Below are 16,011 nucleotides of genomic sequence, written 5' to 3'. Positions count from 1 at the left end.
AGGAGGATGAGCGACGGATGACATGCATGGCACGCCTGATTGGACGACTCCGGCCCCTCGGGTGGGTGCTGGCGATGGTGGCCGCCCGCCCGGCGGGCGCAGCGGAACTGCTCGACCTGAGCCTGGAGCAGCTCTCCTCGCTGGAGGTCGTCTCGGTGTCGCGCAAGGCCCAGCGGCTCGCCGATACGCCGGCGGCGGTGACCGTGCTCACCGCCGAGGACATCCGCCGCAGCGGCGCCCGATCGATACCCGAGGTGCTCCGGCTCGTGCCGGGCGTGCAGGTGGCGCGCATTGGCGCGGGGCGATGGGCGGTGAGCGTCCGTGGTCTCAACAGCCGGTTCGCGTCGCGGCTGCTGGTGCAGATCGACGGCCGCAGCGTCTATTCACCGCTGTTTTCGGGGGTGATCTGGGAATTCCAGAACCTGATGCTGGAGGATGTGGCGCGCATCGAAGTCGTGCGTGGGCCGGGCGCCTCGCTGTGGGGCGCCAACGCGGTCAATGGGGTCATCAACATCGTGACCCGTCGCGCCTCCGAGACGCCGGAGGCGCTCGTGCGTCTGTCCGTCGATCAGTCGGGGCGGCCGGAGGCCGCCGTCCGTCAGGGCTTCCGCTGGGGGGAGTCGGCCTCGGGACGCGTTTTCGCCCTCAGCGTCAATCGCGCGCCGTTCGAGGATGCGCGGGGACACAGCCTGGGCGACGAGCAGACCGGCTGGCGTGCCGGCTTTCGTCTTGATTCCGCACAACGGAACCAGTGGCGCGTCAGTGGCGAGGCCTTCCGCCAGCGCAGCCCCGAGACCGTGGACCTGCCCGCGCCCGGCGCGCTGGATGCCACCTTCGACTACGAGGGGGCTTTCCTCTCCGGCGAACGTCGCGGTCACTGGCTCGGCGGCGAGGCGACCCTGCGGGGCTATGTCGACTACGTGAAGATGATCTTCGACCCCATCGCTTCGGCAACGGTGAGCACCGGCGATCTGGATTTCCAGCATCGGGTGAATGCCGGCAAGCGGCATGAGTGGATCTGGGGCGCGGGCGTGCGCTACCAGCATGTGGATACCGACTCCCGTTCGAACATCATCAGCTTCGCTCCGGACGTCACTCAGCTCAAGACGTTCAGCGCGTTCGTGCAGGACGAGATCGCCCTCGTGCCGAGACGCTGGCGGCTGAGCCTGGGCGCGCGTTTCGAAGCGCGCAACGCCAGTGTGCCCGAGTGGCAGCCCAGCGCCCGCCTGCTGTGGACGCCGACCGACCGGGACAGCGTCTGGGTGCACGGATCGCGCGCGGTACGCACCCCTTCGATCGGCGAACGCTATGCCAACCTTGTCTACGGCACCCGGACGCTGCCGTTCCCGCCGGTCGTGGTCACGATCGTGGGGCAGCGCAACCCCGATCTCAAGGCCGAGCATCTGCGTGCGGTGGAGCTCGGCTACCGGCGCCAGTGGGATATCGGCAGCACCGAGGCGGTGGTGTTTCGCCACCGCTACGACAACCTGATCGGATCGGACCTCGGCCCCTTGGCGTTTCCGAATCAGTACATCGTCCGCGACAACGGCAGTGCGGCCGTCGTGGAAGGGCTCGAGTTGTCCGCCGATGCCCGGGTCAGCGATCGGATGCGCCTGCTGGCGGCCTTGACGCTCATGCGTACCGACTACGACCGGACCGGCCGCCCGGTGCATGACGAGGCCGACGCCCAGCGTGCCTCACGCAATGCCGACCACTGGTTCACCCTGCAGGCGCGCTTCGATCTCCCGGCGCGCCGCGAGATGGACGTCACGGTGCGCCATTCCGGCGCGCTCAAGGCGCCCGGCGCGGAACGGGTGGGCAGCTACACGGTGGTGGACCTGCGCTATTCCCATCCCTGGAATCGATATTTCGAGTGGGAGCTGACGGTCGACGACCTGTTCGACGACCATCACACCGAGTTCAATTCGGATCAGTTTCCCTCGCCCTACGCCTATCAGGGGCGGCGGTGCGTGTTGACGGGGCGCTGGCGGTTCTGAGCATGTTCGCGCGTCTGCTTGCCTCCTTCCTGCTGCTGCTCTCCTGTGTCGTGCCGGCCCTGGCCGCCCCGACCGAGTACCAGCTCAAGGCGGTGTTCCTGCTCAACTTCGCCCGCTATGCGACCTGGCCTGAGGCGGCGCTGCCGCCCGGGGCGCCCATCGACATCTGCGTGCTCGGCCGCGATCCCTTCGGCACCCATCTGGCCGGTCTCGAGTCCCGCCTGGCGCAGGGGCGCGCAGTGCGCATCCGCTATCCGGAATCGGCCGAGCGTGCGCGGGATTGCCAGGTCCTGTTCCTGGCGGCCTCCGAACAGCGGCGTCTGAATGCCACCCTGCGCGACCTGGATGGCGCGCCGGTGCTGACGGTCAGCGACATCGACGGCTTCGTCGAGGCCGGCGGGGCGATCGGGTTCGTCACCGAGGACGACCGGGTGCGCTTCGACATCAACCGGGGGACGCTCGAGCATGACGGTCTCAAGCTCAGCGCCCAGCTGCTGAAGCTGGCGCGCAGGCTGGTCGGGGAGGACGGACCGTGAGCCGCCTGAGCTTCCGCGACCGTTCGCTCGGCGACAAGCTCTGGGCCATCGTGCTGGCCGGCATCGCGGTGGCGCTGGCGGTCAGCTTCCTGACCGTGGTCGCGAGCGAATTCCGCCAGGAGTTCGGGCGCGTGCGGGCGCAGGCCAACATCTACGCCGACCTGGTCATCGAGAACGGTTCGGCGCCGATGCGCTTCGAGGATGTGGCCAGCGCCGAGCGCCTGCTCGGCTCCCTGCGTCATGTCGAGGCGATTCGCGCCGCCATGCTGCTGCGCAACGACGGCGAGGTGTTCGCCACCTATCCGGCGGATCTGCCCAAGCGCTCGCCGCGCTATGTCGAGTTGGCGAAGATGCGCGCGCGGACCGACGGACAATGGGATTTCCCGCGCTACACCCAGTCGTGGCCGGTGCTCCATGATGGAGAACGCCTCGGCTACCTGGTGCTCGACATCTCCCTGGCCGGCACCATCAGCGAGCTGGTCGAATGGATCCTGCTCGCCTGTGCCGGCCTCGTGGTCGGCGGCCTGGCCGCGACATTGCTGGTGCGGCGAGCCGAGCATTCCATCGTGCGCCCGATCCTCAGCCTCGCGGCCATGGTGCGCAACGTGCGCAACCAGGGGCGCTACGACCTGCGCGCGCCGGTCGGCCCGCGCGACGAAGTGGGTGATCTGATCGACGGGGTCAACAGCATGCTGAGCGAGATCGAGGCGCGGGACTCGGCCCTGGCGGCCCATCGCGACCGCCTCGAGATCGAGGTCGCCCATCGCACCGAGGAATTGTCCGCCGCCAAGGAGGAGGCCGATCAGGCGCGCGATCAGGCGCAGGCGGCCAGCCGCGCCAAGAGCCTGTTCCTGGCCAACATGAGCCACGAGATCCGCACGCCCATGAACGGCGTCCTGGGCATGATCGAGTTGTTGCGCAACACGCCCGTGAACGAGCGTCAGGCGCGCATGATCGACACCCTGCACGGGTCGGCCGAGTCCTTGCTGTACCTGATCAACGACGTGCTCGACGTCTCCAAGATCGAGGCCGGCAAGCTCGAGCTCGATCCGGTGGACTTCTCGCCCGCCCGCGCGGTCGAGGACGTGGCCCTGCTGTTTGCCGAGCGGGCGCAGCAGAAGGGCGTCGAACTGGTGCTCCAGGTCGCTCCGGACGTGCCGGCGCTGGTCAGTGCAGACAGCCACCGGTTCCGCCAGGTCCTCAACAACCTGGTCTCCAACGCGGTGAAATTCACCGCCGCCGGCCACATTCTGGTCGCCATCGACGCCCGCTGCGAGGGCGAGTCGGTGCGGCTCGAGGTCCGGGTCGAGGACTCCGGCATCGGTATTCCCGCCGACATGATGCCGCGACTGTTCCAGGCGTTTTCCCAGGCCGACAGTTCCATGGCGCGGCGCTACGGCGGCTCGGGCCTCGGCCTGGCCATTTCGCGCCAGCTCGTCCAGCTCATGGGGGGCGAGTTGCGGGTGAAGAGCGAGGCCGGGCAGGGGGCCTGCTTCAGTTTCGCCATCGACGCCGGCCTGAGCAAGCCGGCGCGGAGCGCCCAGGTGAGTGATCTGGCCGCCGCCGTGGTTGGGGGACACCCGGTGCAGCGCGCGGCGCTGGGGGCGCAGATCCGGGCGATGGGCGCCGAGGTGAACACCTATGCGGAGGTGTCCGAGGTGCTCGCCGCGGTGGAAGGGGGCGCGACGTTCGACGTGTGCTTTGTCGATGGGGCCTTGTCAGGCGAGATCGGTCACGCCCGGGTCTCGTCGCTGTTGCCGGTCGCGCCGCGACTCGTGGCACTGACCCGCCTGCGTTCGCCCAGCGACGAGTCGGACGCCCGCCAGTCGGGCGCGCAGTTGTGCCTGCCCAAGCCGGTGCTGGCGGCGGAGCTGGCCGCGGCGCTGACGGGCAAGGCGCTGGCTGCGGGCTTCGCCCGTCATGCGCCGGCCGCCCTGCTGCGCACCGATGCGCGAGTGCTGGTCGCCGAGGACCATCCGGTCAATGCCGAGATCGTGTGTGCGCTGCTGGGCGAGTGCGGATGCCGCGTGACCGTGGCCAACAATGGCCGTGAAGCCGTGGCGGCCTACGGCAGCGGGGCCTTCGACCTGGTGCTCATGGACATCCAGATGCCGGAGCTGGACGGCATCGAGGCGACCCGGCAGATTCGCGCCATCGAACGCGAGAGCGGCCATGAGCGGGTGCCCGTGATCGCCCTCACCGCCAACGCCCTGGGCGACGACCGCAACGCTGCCCTTGGAGCCGGCATGGACGACTATCTGACCAAACCGGTCACCGGTGAACGCTTGCGCGGCGTGCTGGCACGCTGGGTCAGCAACGTGATCACCGAGGAGGCGCCCGCGCTGCCGACCCCCGCGCCCGGGGGCGGTGTGTCGGACGCGCCCGAGCCGGAGGCGCCGGTGCTCGACATGGCCGTGCTGCTCGGCGTGCCGGGGGTGAACGGCAACCGCGAGGCGCCGCTGCTCGGGCGGCTGGTCAAGCTCTTCGTCAAGGAGACGACGGCGCAGCTGGACGCCCTGGTCGCGGCGACGGCGGAGGGGCAGGCGGAGCAGGCCCAGCGCATCGCCCACAAGGTCAAGTCGGCGGCCGCGGCCGTGGGGGCGGCGCGGCTGGCGGCCCAGGCGCGCGAGCTCGACGCCGAGTTGCGCCAGGGCATGCCGGCGTCCGCCGGGCAGGCGGTCGAAGCCATGCGGGCATCGTTCGCGGCGTATGCCAATGAACTGGAATCGAGTGGTTTCGAGCTGGATCGAGTAACATCCCCGCTCAGGGGGGCAGTGGAATGACGAAGACCGATCCGGTCCGGTTGCTGGTCATCGACGACGACGACATCAATCGCATGCTCGCATGCGCGGCGCTCGAAGAGGCCGGCTTCGTCGTCGACGAGGCGCCGGACGGCGAGGCGGGCCTCGAGGCCTACGCGCGGCAGCGTCCGGATCTGGTGCTGCTCGATGTGATGATGCCGGGCATGGACGGCTTCGAGACCTGTCGCCGGCTGCGCGAGCGCGGCGCCTTCGAGCCCATCATCATGCTTACCGGCCTGGAGGACACCGCCTCCATCGAGAAGGCCTACGACAGCGGCGCCACCGACTTCATCTCCAAGCCGATCAACTGGACCCTGCTGCGTCATCGGGTGCGCTATGCGCTGCGCGCCGCGGCCGCCTTCGACGAACTGGTGGCCAGCGAGCGCAACCTGCGCTCGGCCCAGCAGATCGCGCGCATCGGCAGCTGGGAATGGGATCCGGGCAGCGATACCTGTCACCGCTCCGACACCTACTGCGCCCTGTTCGGCGAGAGTCCGGACGGTTTCGGCACCCGCATGGCGGCCCTGTTCGAGCGCGTCTATCCGGCCGACCGGGCGAAGCTGCACGAGGCCATCGAGGGGGTGCGCAAGGGCCAGCGCTACACCCTCGAATACCGCATCGTGCGGCCCGACGGCATGGTCAGCACCACCCAGGAGGTGGCGGTGCCGATTCTCGATGCCGACGGTTCGGTGCGCCGCGTCCAGGGCACCTTGCAGGACATCACGGAGCGGGTGGACGCGGAGCGGCGCATCCGCCAGCTGGCCTACTTCGACGACCTCACCGGGCTGCCCAACCGGGCGCATTTCCGCGAGGCGCTACAGTCGGCGCTGATGCGCGAGAGCTCCCGCGGCGGCCATTGCGCGGTGGTGCTCATCAATGTGGACCGCTTCAAGCGCATCAACGAGACGCTGGGCCAGGATGCCGCCGATCAGGTGCTGCAGGTGCTGGCGGTGCGCCTCGGCCAGGGCTACGGCAGCATCGGGCCCGATGGCGGCTCGCCGCAGAGCATGGACGCGCCGCGCATGGCGCGCCTGAGCGCCGACAACTTCGGACTGTTCATCGAGGGCACCCGCGGCCGCGAGCAGGTCGAGGCGGAGGTGCAGGCACTGCTGCGCCGCGCCAGCTCGCCGGTCAAGCTCGGCGAACAGTCGCTCACCTTCACCCTGAGTGCCGGACTGGCCTTCTTCCCGGAGCATGGCGAGAGTGCCGAAGCGCTGCTCAAATCGGCGGAGATGGCCCTCGGCGCGTTGCGCCGCCGCGATGCGCTCGATGCGATCCAGTGCTATACCGAGCGCATGAAGGTCGATGCCTTCGCGCGCCTGTCCATGGAAAACGCGCTGCGCGTGGCCATTGATCGGGAACAGTTCACCCTGCTCTACCAGCCCAAGGTCGACGCCGATGCCGGCCGGGTGGTCGGTTGCGAGGCCCTGATTCGCTGGGAACATCCCGACGAAGGGGTGATCGGCCCCGATGCCTTCATCCCCCTGGCCGAGGAGATCGGCCTGATCCACCAACTGGGGCAGTGGGTGCTGAGACGGGCCTGCGAGGACCTGGGGCGATGGCGGGCGTCGGGCAATGCCCTCGTGCCGGTGGCGGTCAACCTGTCGGCGAGCCAGTTCGGTCGCCAGGATCTGGTCGATCAGGTGCGCGCGGTACTGGACGAGACCGGTACCGATCCGGCGCTCATCGAACTCGAAGTGACCGAATCGGCCCTCATGCGCGATACCCGCAGCACCGCGGAACTGCTGGTGCAGATGCACGACATGGGTCTGTCGCTGGCGGTGGACGATTTCGGCACCGGCTACTCGTCGCTGGCCTACCTCAAGCGCTTCGCGGTCAACACGCTCAAGATCGACCGTTCCTTCGTGCAGGATTGCGATGCCGGCCATGACGACCCGGCCATCGTGCGCGCCATCATTGGCATGGCCCGCAGCCTCGGCATCGGCCTGGTGGCCGAGGGGGTCGAGACGGTCGCCCAGGCCCGGGTGCTGCAGGCCGAGGGCTGCCCGGTGATGCAGGGCTACCTGTTCGCCCGGCCGATGGCGGCGGACCAGTTCGGCAAGGTGCTGGCGGTGGGGCTGCCCGAGGCGCGCATGCTCGCACGGCGTCCGCGCTGAGCGCTCAGGTCCGCCAGCGCACCCGCGCGTCGATGAGCTTTTCCACCGCGTCCACGATCTGTGGCGTCTCCGCGACGATGGCGTAGTAGCCCTGGCCGCCCGGCAGCGCCCGTGCGGTCATGCCGGCGAACTTGGCTTCGAACGCCTTGCCGGAAATCTCCTTGCCCGGAATGAGCAGCAGCGTGACCGGCCCGACCTCGGTGTCGAGCACGATGTGCCAGCCGGTGCCGTTGGGTACCGGGCACAGGCGCATGTAGCGCACCTTGCCGATCGGGGCGAGCAGGTGGCCGCCGAAGTTGGCCAGCACCAGACGGAAGCGCGACGGGTCGGTGAGCCGGTGTTCGGTAAAGGACTGCGGCTCATGCATCACGTGCTCGATGGCGAAGCGCGCATAGTCCGGCTTCGTGCGCGGCTGCCACTGCACGGTGCCGATGCCGAAGCTCAGCAGGACGCTAGCCGCCAGCGCCCACAGCCGCCAGGGGCGTTTCTGGTTGCGATGGACGCGCAACAGCACCCGGTCGGCGAGGCCGTCCGGCACCGGGATAGCCAGCACCTTGGCCACCTGCTGCTCCAGGGTGTCGATGCCATGCGCGAACTGGCGGCAGGCGCCGCACTCGGCCAGGTGGGCCCGCGCGTCCGCGGACAGGCGTTTGGGGTCGGCCAGCTTCTCGCGGCGCAGGTCGAGGCAGGTGTAGGACAGGGCCGGTTTCATCGCGCACCTCGTCGGGTCTGGCCGGTGGCGGTCTCGAGCAGGCCGCGCAGGGCCTGTCGGGCACGGGTCAGCCGCACCATGACCGCGCCTTCCGTGGTCTCGAGCTGGGCGGCGATCTCCGCGCAGGAAAAGCCGCCCAGCGTTTGCAGCAGGAAGGGTTCGCGTAGCGACAGGGGCAGGCGGTCGATCACTTGTTCCAGTTCCAGCAATTCCAGGGGGTTGTCCTCGGCAGCGATGGCCAGGTCCTCGGGGGCCGCGTCCACCATCTCGAGGCGCTTGCGCTCGTAGAGGCGGGCGTGCTCGTTGCGCAGGATCGTCAGCAGCCACGGCTTGGGCGCCGACTTGTCGCGCAGCTGCTCCCAGTTGCGCCAGGCGCGCGCAAACGCTTCCTGGACCAGGTCCTCGGCGACGAAGCGGTCGCCGCACAGCCAGTAGGCGAAGCGGAACAGCTCGCTGCCGTAGGCGCGCACCACCTGGTCGAAGGCCCTGCGTTTGCCAAGGCTCAAGAGCATGAATGAATCCTCCTGAGTGTTTGGACCGCCTCCGTGGCGGCGACCTTACATGGCGAGCCGATTTTCGCCGCGGGGCGCAAACGGCTAGAATGCCGGGGTCTTGCCCACTGGATGGCTGCCATCATGAATCCCTCCGGATTCCTCGCTGTCGGACTGGGCGCGGCCCTGGGCGCCTGGATTCGGTGGTGGCTGGGGGTGCGGCTCAATCCGGTTTTCGTTCAGCTGCCCCTCGGCACCCTCGCGGCCAACCTGCTCGGGGCCTACCTGATCGGTCTGGCGGTGGCCTTCTTCGCCCACCAGACGGCGCTGCCGCCGGAGGTGCGCTGGTTCGCGGTGACCGGCTTCCTCGGCGCGCTGACCACATTCTCGACCTTTTCGGCCGAGGTGGTGACCATGATCGGTGCCGGCCAGTACGGCTGGGCGGCGCTGACCGCCTCGGTGCACCTGGGCGGCTCGCTGCTCATGACCGGCGTGGGCATCTTCACCTTCCAGTTCATCGTCCGCGCCTGAGCCTGTCCGTTCGTCCGTGCCTGATCCGTTTGCCCTCCTCGACCAATGCATGGTGGCCGATCGCCACCGTTTGTCCCGCGACCTGAAGCGTCTCAAACCGCGCCCGGCGGACGTTGCCAGCCTGCCGGACAAGCTGCGCGCGCGCCTCGAGGCCTCGCTCGCGCGCCGCGCGGCGCGGGCGGCCGCGCTGCCACGCCCGACGTTTCCCGACGAATTGCCGGTCAGCGCCCAGCGCGAGGTCATCGCCGCGGCCCTGCGCGCCCACCAGGTGGTCATCGTCTGCGGCGAGACCGGCTCCGGCAAGACCACCCAGCTGCCCAAGCTGTGCCTGGCGCTCGGGCGCGGCGTGGGTGGGCTGATCGGCCACACCCAGCCGCGCCGCATCGCCGCGCGCACCACCGCCGAGCGCATCGCCGAGGAGCTGGGCAGTCCCATCGGTCAGGCGGTGGGCTACAAGATCCGCTTCACCGACCGGCTCAGCCCCACCAGCCACATCAAGCTGATGACCGACGGCATCCTGCTGGCGGAGACCCAGGGCGACCGCTACCTGAACGCCTACGACACCCTGATCATCGACGAGGCGCACGAGCGCAGCCTCAACATCGATTTCCTGCTCGGCTATCTCAAGCGCCTGCTGCCCAGGCGGCCCGACCTGAAGCTGATCATCACCTCGGCCACCATCGACGCCGAGCGCTTCGCGCACCATTTCGCCGACGCGACCGGCAAGCCCGCACCGGTCATCGAGGTGTCCGGGCGCCTGTATCCCATCGAGATGCGCTACCGGCCGGAGGAGGAGACCACCAAGAGCAAACGCGCCCAGGAGGCGTGGGCCGGCCTGGTGGATGCGGTGGACGAGGCGCACCGGGAGGGGCCGGGCGACATCCTCGTGTTCCTGCCCGGCGAGCGCGAGATCCGCGAGGCCGCCGAGGCCCTGCGCAAGGCGCCGCAGGGGGACCGCACCGAGATCCTGCCGCTGTTCGCGCGCCAGTCGGCGCAGGAGCAATCGCGGGTGTTCAGCCGCGCCAAGGGCCGGCGGGTGGTGCTGGCCACCAACGTGGCCGAAACCTCGCTCACGGTGCCGGGCATCCGCTACGTGATCGACACCGGGCTGGCGCGCATCAAGCGCTATTCGGTGCGCAACAAGGTCGAGCAGCTGCAGATCGAGCCCATTGCCCAGAGCGCTGCGCGCCAGCGTGCCGGGCGCTGCGGCCGGGTCAGCGACGGCATCTGCATCCGTCTGTACGGCGAGGACGATTTCGAGCGCCGGCCCTCGCACACCGACCCGGAAATCCTGCGTGCCTCGCTGGCGGCGGTGATCTTGCGCATGGGCGCGCTCGAGCTGGGCGATGTGGCCGATTTCCCCTTCATCGATCCCCCCACGCCCCGGGCCATCGGCGACGGCTACCAGCTGCTGCAGGAGCTCGGCGCCATGGACGAGGACAAGCGCCTCACCGAGCTGGGGCGCGAGCTGGCCAGGCTGCCCATCGACCCCAAGATCGGCCGCATGATCCTGGCCGCGCGGGACCACGGCTGCCTGCGCGAGGTGCTGGTGATCGCGGCGGCGCTGTCGGTGCAGGATCCGCGCGACCGGCCGCAGGCCCAGGCCGGCACCGCCGACCAGAAGCATGCCCTGTTCCGTGGCGGCGAGCAGGACCAGAAGTCCGAATTCCTCTGGTACTGGAATCTGTGGAAGGCCTTCGACGAGGTGCAGCGCCACCAGAGCAGCAACAAGCAGCGCCAATGGTGCAAGGCACACTTCCTGTCGCCGCTGCGCATGCGCGAGTGGCGCGACATCCATGCCCAGCTGCATGTGCTGTGCGCGGAACATGGCTGGAAGGAAAACGCCATCGACGCCCACTACGACGCCATCCACAAGGCGCTGCTGACCGGCCTGCTCGGGCACCTGGGATGCAAGGCGGAGGAGGACAAGCCTGCGCCCGGCCAGCCGGCCGGGGCCTACCATGGCGCGCGCGGCATCAAGTTCTGGCCGCATCCGGGCTCGAGCATCGCCAAGAAGGCCGGCAAGTGGATCGTGTGCGCCGAGCTGGTGGACACCTCGCGCCTGTTCGGCCGCTGCCTGGCGCGGGTGCAGCCCGAGTGGCTCGAAGCGGTCGGCGCCCACCTGATCAAGCGCCATGTGTTCGATCCGCACTGGTCCAAGGCGACGGGCAGCGTGCGCGCCTGGGAACGCGGCACCCTGCACGGCGTGGTGCTCTATGCCCGCCGGCCGGTGGCCTACCGCGACGTCGATCCGGCCGAGTGCCGCCGCCTGTTCATCCGCGAGGGGCTGGTGCCCGGCGAGGTGGACGCCGGCGCCCTCAGGCAGATGGCCTTCCTGCGCCACAACCGCCGCCTGGTGGCGGAGATCGAGCGCCTGGAACACAAGGCGCGCCGGCCCGACGTGCTGGTGGACGAGGCCCTGATCGAAGCCTTCTACGACGCCAAGATCCCCGCCGACGTGACCGATCTGGCCAGTTTCGAGGCGTGGCGGAAGTCGGCGGAGCAGGCCGAACCGAAGCTGCTCTACCTCGACCGCGACCAGCTCATGCGCCATGAGGCCGAGGGCATCACCACCGAGCGCTTCCCGGCGCATCTGGCGGTGTTCGGCCAGCGCCTCAAGCTCGACTATGTGCACGCCCCGGGCGAGGCGGACGACGGCGTCACCCTCACCGTGCCGCTGGCCATGCTCAACCAGGTGCCAGCCCATCGCTGCGAATGGCTGGTGCCGGGCCTGCTGGAGGAGAAGGTGGCCGCGCTGCTGCGCACCGTGCCGCAAAAGCACCGCCATCGCCTGCAGCCCATGGCTGACAGCGTCGAGGCCTTTCTCGATGCGGTCGAGGCCGGCGAATGGACGCCCGAGCAGCCCCTGCTCAAGGCGCTCCAGCAGTTCGTCGAGGAGCGGGTGCAGCTCAAGCTGCCGCTCGAATCCTTCCGCCCGGAGAATCTCAACCCGCACTGCTTCATGAACTTCCGGGTCATGGATCCGCACGGCCGGGTGATGGCGCAGTCGCGCAATCTGGCGGAGTTGCGCGGGCGTTTTCACAAGCAGGTGGCGGCGGCCTTCGAGGCCGCCCTGGCCTCCGCCGAGGTGGTGCCGGCGACTGACACGGACGAGGAGGACGCGCCCGCGCCGCCCGAGGCCGAGACCGTCGTGGCCGAATACAGCGGCCTGACCGACTGGAGCTTCGGCGAGCTGCCGGAACTGATCTCGCTGAAAGTGGGCAAGCGCGAGGTGATCGGCTTTCCGGCGCTGCATGACGACGGCGACTCGGTGTCGCTGCGCCCCTTTGATACACCCGAGGAGGCCGAGCGGGTGCACCGCGTCGGTCTGGCGCGCCTGTTCGCGCTGTGCCTGAAGGACCAGGTGAAGGCCCTGGGGCGCATGAACGGCCTGCGCGACGTGGCGTTGCGCTACGCCACCCTCGGCAGCGAGCAGGAGCTCAAGGATCAGCTCGTGCAGGCGACCCTGGCGCGCACCTGCGTGGTCGATCCTCTGCCCACCACCGCCGCCGCCTTCGCGCAGCGCCTGCAGGAGGCCAAACCGCGCATCACCCTGGTGGGGCAGGAGCTGCTGCGCCTGACCGATGGCATCCTGACCGAGCGCACCGCGCTGGAAAAGCGCCTCGCCGGCTTCAAGGCCCATCCGGCGGTGGCGGCCGACCTGCGCGCCCAGCTCGACGCGCTGATCGTGCCGCGTTTTCTCACTGTCGTGCCCTACGAGCGCCTCAGCCACTACCCGCGCTACCTCAAGGCCGCCGGCCTGCGGCTCGACAAGCTGCGCAACAACCCCGACCGGGACGCCCAGCTCATGGCCGACTGGCAGGCCCTGCACCGGGCCTTCGAGCGTGAATGGATCGACGCGAAACGCCAGGGCGTGGACGACCCCTTCCTCGAGGATTTCCGCTGGCTGCTCGAGGAGTTGCGGGTGGGGCTGTTCGCGCAGGAGCTGCGTACGCCCATGCCGGTGTCGGTCAAGCGGCTGAAGAAGATCTGGGACGGGCGGCCGCGTTAGCGCGGGCCTCCGTGCCCGACGCGACGGAACCGCTCCGGCGTGGCGCGGTCTGTCCCGTGGGTCGGCGATGTCTTGTGCGCCGCGCTACAATCCGTCGTGTCGGTCGCGCCCATGCGACCATCATCGAAAAGGTCATCAACGTCGTCATGAAGGACATCCTCCGGGCCTATGCCCGCGCCGTGAAGAGCCTCACCGAACGGGGTGTGCTCTGGCATCTGATCTGGCCCTCGCTGGCCGCCGCCCTCGTCTGGCTGGTGCTCGGCATCGTGTTCTGGCAACCGATGGTCGATGGCGTCATGGGCTGGATCGGCAGCTGGGACTGGGCCGCCCAGCACATGAACACCTCCGAGCTGGGCGCGGCGGCGGTGCTCGTCCTCGTCAAGATCACCCTAGCGGTGCTGTTCCTGCCCATGGTGTATGTCACCGCGGCGCTCGTCGTGGCGGTCGTCGCCTTGCCGATGATGCTCGAAAAGGTGGCCGTGACCCGCTACTCGGATCTGGAGATGCGCAAGGGCGGCACCGTGACCGGCAGCGCGATCAATGCCGTCGTCGCGGTGCTGCTGTTCCTGGTCGGCATCGTGGTGTCGCTGCCGTTCTGGCTCATTCCCGGGGTCGGGCTGGTGGTCTCGATCCTGCTGACCGCCTGGATGAACAAGAAGGCCTTCGGCTACGATGCTCTGATGCTGCACGGCGATCGGGAGGAGATGCCGCGCCTGCGCAAGCGCTACAGCGCGGGCCTGCTCGGCCTCGGCGTCGGTTGTGCGCTGCTGGCCTACGTGCCGGTGCTCAACCTGTTCGCGCCGGCCTTCTGTGGCCTCGCCTATGTGCATTACCTGCTCGAAGCCCTGCGGCGCGAGCGGGGCGGTCCGACCATGAACGGGGCGATGCCCGCCTGAGAGGAGTGTCACGTGGGATTCGGGGCCATCATCATCGGGGATGAAATCCTCTCCGGCCGGCGCCAGGACAAGCACCTGGCCAAGCTGATCGAGCTGCTCGGCGAGCGCGGGCTGATGCTCTCGTGGGTGCGCTATGTGGGCGACGACCGGGCGCGCCTGACGCAGACCCTTCGCGAGACGCTCGCCACCGGCGACATCGTCTTCAGCTTCGGCGGCATCGGCGCGACGCCGGACGACCACACCCGCCAGTGCGCGGCGGCGGCGCTGGCGCGGCCGCTGCGCCTGCATCCGGAAGCCGAGGCGATCATCCGCGCCAAGTTCGGCGATGAGATCACCGACCACCGCCTGCAGATGGGGGTGTATCCCGAAGGCAGCGACATCATTCCCAATCCGTACAACCAGATCCCGGGCTTTGCGGTCGAACGGCACCATTTCGTGCCCGGCTTCCCGGTGATGGCGTGGCCGATGGTGGCGTGGACGCTCGACACCCACTACGCGGCCTTGCACCATGCGGAGGATTACGTGGAGCGGGCGGTGACCGTCTGGGAGGCCTATGAGGGCCGCCTCATCGACCTCATGGAGCGCATCTGTGCCGAGTATCCGGACGTGACCCTGTTCAGCCTGCCCAGCTTCGCCGAGGGCGATCGGCGCCGTAGCCTGGAGCTGGGTGTCAAGGGGCGCAAGGCCGAGGTGGATGCGGCCATGGCGAGCCTGTGCCAGACGCTCAGCGAGCGGGGCTACGACTGGGAAGACAAGTGAGCGGCAAGCCCCGGCGCATCGAGCTGGCGGGTCGGCCGATCGATTACCGCCTGCAGCACAGCCGCCGCCGGACCCTGGCCCTGCGCGTCGATCAAGCGGGGTTGCGGGTGGCCGTGCCGCTGCGCACGCCGCAGCGGATCGTCGATGCCTTTCTGGCCGATCATCGCGACTGGGTGATCCGGACCCTCGATGATTGGGCGGCGCGCCCGCAGCCGCAGCAGATCGCGCTGCGCCATGGCGCCGAGTTTCCGCTCCTGGACCAGGCATGCCGGCTCGAGGTGAGCACGGGGCGCGGCCGCGCGCAGTGGCGGGTCGATGGTGAGGGCGCTCCGATGCTGGCGCTGCAGTGCATCTCGGGGCAGTCGGTGCATCGCGCCGCCATGGCGGCGATCAAGGCGCGGGCGCTGACCGACTTCGAGACGCGGGTGAAAACGCAGGCGGCGCGCCTGGGTCGGGTGCCGCCGCCGGTGCGGCTGACCAGCGCCCGCACGCGCTGGGGCAGCTGCAGCGAGCGGGCGATCCGCCTGCACTGGCGGTTGATCCATCTGCCTGCCGACCTGATCGACTACGTGGTCGCCCACGAGGTGGCCCATCTGGTGCACATGAACCACTCGCCGGCCTTCTGGGCGGTGGTCGAATCGATTTACCCCGGCGCGCAGGGTGCGCGCCGCCGTCTGCGCGCCTGCGGCCCGAGTCTGCCCGAACTGATCGAGGCGTCACCGGGCTGAGGCGCGATTACCCAGGAAAGGAGAACACTCATGCGCCTGTTGCATACCATGCTGCGAGTCGGCAATCTGGACCAGTCCCTGGCCTTCTACACCGAAGTGCTGGGGATGACGCTGCTGCGCAAGCAGGACTATCCGGACGGCCGCTTCACCCTGGCCTTCGTCGGCTATGGCCCGGAGGCGGAGACCGCGGTCATCGAACTGACCCACAACTGGGATACCGAGCACTACGATCTGGGCAATGGCTACGGCCACATCGCCCTGGCCGTGCCCGATGCCTATGCGGCCTGTGATGCCATTCGCGCGCGCGGCGGCAAGGTGGTGCGCGAGGCCGGCCCGATGAAGCACGGCTCCACGGTGATCGCCTTCGTCGAGGATCCGGACGGCTACAAGATCGAGCTGATCCAGCGCTGAGCCGGGCGCCCAGTGCGCGC

General features: G+C 69.2%; 12 protein-coding genes. 10 read left to right on the top strand and 2 right to left on the bottom strand.

Translation table 11 applies throughout. From position 1 onward, the window contains the following. The first annotated feature begins 26 nt into the window (after positions 1–26). From G3580_RS15840 to G3580_RS15825, 4 genes are read left to right on the top strand one after another with little or no spacing between them, the layout of a single operon-like run. Positions 27–1,997, top strand: coding sequence for a TonB-dependent receptor plug domain-containing protein (locus tag G3580_RS15840; protein WP_173767127.1), 1,971 nt, complete (start codon positions 27–29; stop codon positions 1,995–1,997). Positions 1,998–1,999: 2 nt separating this feature from the next. Continuing rightward, on the top strand, positions 2,000–2,533 hold the full coding sequence (locus G3580_RS15835) for a YfiR family protein (protein ID WP_173767126.1): 534 nt from the start codon (positions 2,000–2,002) through the stop codon (positions 2,531–2,533). Beyond that, entirely contained in the window at positions 2,530–5,316 is a 2,787-nt protein-coding gene (locus tag G3580_RS15830; RefSeq protein WP_173767124.1) for a response regulator, read from the top strand. The genes G3580_RS15835 and G3580_RS15830 overlap by 4 nt, the downstream gene beginning before the upstream one ends. Next, positions 5,313–7,451 (top strand): putative bifunctional diguanylate cyclase/phosphodiesterase, encoded by a 2,139-nt coding sequence (locus G3580_RS15825; protein WP_173767122.1) that lies wholly within the window; start codon positions 5,313–5,315, stop codon positions 7,449–7,451. The genes G3580_RS15830 and G3580_RS15825 overlap by 4 nt, the downstream gene beginning before the upstream one ends. Before the next feature lie 4 nt (positions 7,452–7,455). Here the strand turns inward: G3580_RS15825 and G3580_RS15820 are convergent, their stop codons facing one another. Continuing rightward, a complete protein-coding gene (locus tag G3580_RS15820; protein WP_173767120.1) occupies positions 7,456–8,163 on the bottom strand; it encodes a DUF3379 family protein in 708 nt (235 codons plus the stop codon). Further along, entirely contained in the window at positions 8,160–8,675 is a 516-nt protein-coding gene (locus tag G3580_RS15815; protein ID WP_173767118.1) for a sigma-70 family RNA polymerase sigma factor, read from the bottom strand. Before G3580_RS15815 ends, G3580_RS15820 begins: the two co-directional genes overlap by 4 nt. A 123-nt stretch (positions 8,676–8,798) precedes the next feature. On the opposite strand from G3580_RS15815, the gene crcB reads away from it, so the two are divergent. The 6 genes from crcB (at position 8,799) to gloA (ending at position 15,991) form a co-directional block, all read left to right on the top strand. Continuing rightward, positions 8,799–9,185 carry a fluoride efflux transporter CrcB gene (gene crcB, locus G3580_RS15810; protein ID WP_173767116.1) on the top strand — a complete coding sequence of 129 codons (387 nt, stop codon included), beginning with the start codon at positions 8,799–8,801 and terminating at the stop codon, positions 9,183–9,185. A gap of 49 nt (positions 9,186–9,234) precedes the next feature. Next, positions 9,235–13,197, top strand: a complete 3,963-nt coding sequence (gene hrpA / locus G3580_RS15805) for an ATP-dependent RNA helicase HrpA (protein ID WP_173767114.1) — start codon at positions 9,235–9,237, stop codon at positions 13,195–13,197. A gap of 74 nt (positions 13,198–13,271) precedes the next feature. Then, on the top strand, positions 13,272–14,093 hold the full coding sequence (locus G3580_RS15800; protein WP_228720690.1) for an EI24 domain-containing protein: 822 nt from the start codon (positions 13,272–13,274) through the stop codon (positions 14,091–14,093). Between the two features lie 12 nt (positions 14,094–14,105). Next, positions 14,106–14,852, top strand: coding sequence for a competence/damage-inducible protein A (locus G3580_RS15795; RefSeq protein ID WP_173767112.1), 747 nt, complete (start codon positions 14,106–14,108; stop codon positions 14,850–14,852). Further along, positions 14,849–15,580 (top strand): M48 family metallopeptidase, encoded by a 732-nt coding sequence (locus tag G3580_RS15790; protein WP_228720689.1) that lies wholly within the window; start codon positions 14,849–14,851, stop codon positions 15,578–15,580. The genes G3580_RS15795 and G3580_RS15790 overlap by 4 nt, the downstream gene beginning before the upstream one ends. Before the next feature lie 30 nt (positions 15,581–15,610). After that, on the top strand, positions 15,611–15,991 hold the full coding sequence (gene gloA / locus G3580_RS15785; protein WP_173767108.1) for a lactoylglutathione lyase: 381 nt from the start codon (positions 15,611–15,613) through the stop codon (positions 15,989–15,991). The last annotated feature ends 20 nt before the right edge of the window (positions 15,992–16,011 follow it).

This window comes from Nitrogeniibacter mangrovi, from assembly GCF_010983895.1.
GTDB classification, from domain to species: Bacteria; Pseudomonadota; Gammaproteobacteria; order Burkholderiales; family Rhodocyclaceae; genus Nitrogeniibacter; species Nitrogeniibacter mangrovi.
The sequence above is the reverse complement of the archived record's forward strand: the minus strand, read 5'-3'. Positions and strand labels throughout refer to the sequence as shown.

What these genes read in the sequence shown, in the direction of transcription:
- G3580_RS15840 (WP_173767127.1), top strand. Translation starts at nt 27, where the DNA reads ATGGCACGCCTGATTGGACGACTCCGGCCCCTCGGGTGGGTGCTGGCG.
- G3580_RS15835 (WP_173767126.1), top strand. Translation starts at nt 2,000, where the DNA reads ATGTTCGCGCGTCTGCTTGCCTCCTTCCTGCTGCTGCTCTCCTGTGTC.
- G3580_RS15825 (WP_173767122.1), top strand. Translation starts at nt 5,313, where the DNA reads ATGACGAAGACCGATCCGGTCCGGTTGCTGGTCATCGACGACGACGAC.
- G3580_RS15820 (WP_173767120.1), bottom strand. Translation starts at nt 8,163, where the DNA reads ATGAAACCGGCCCTGTCCTACACCTGCCTCGACCTGCGCCGCGAGAAG.
- G3580_RS15815 (WP_173767118.1), bottom strand. Translation starts at nt 8,675, where the DNA reads ATGCTCTTGAGCCTTGGCAAACGCAGGGCCTTCGACCAGGTGGTGCGC.
- crcB (WP_173767116.1), top strand. Translation starts at nt 8,799, where the DNA reads ATGAATCCCTCCGGATTCCTCGCTGTCGGACTGGGCGCGGCCCTGGGC.
- hrpA (WP_173767114.1), top strand. Translation starts at nt 9,235, where the DNA reads ATGGTGGCCGATCGCCACCGTTTGTCCCGCGACCTGAAGCGTCTCAAA.
- gloA (WP_173767108.1), top strand. Translation starts at nt 15,611, where the DNA reads ATGCGCCTGTTGCATACCATGCTGCGAGTCGGCAATCTGGACCAGTCC.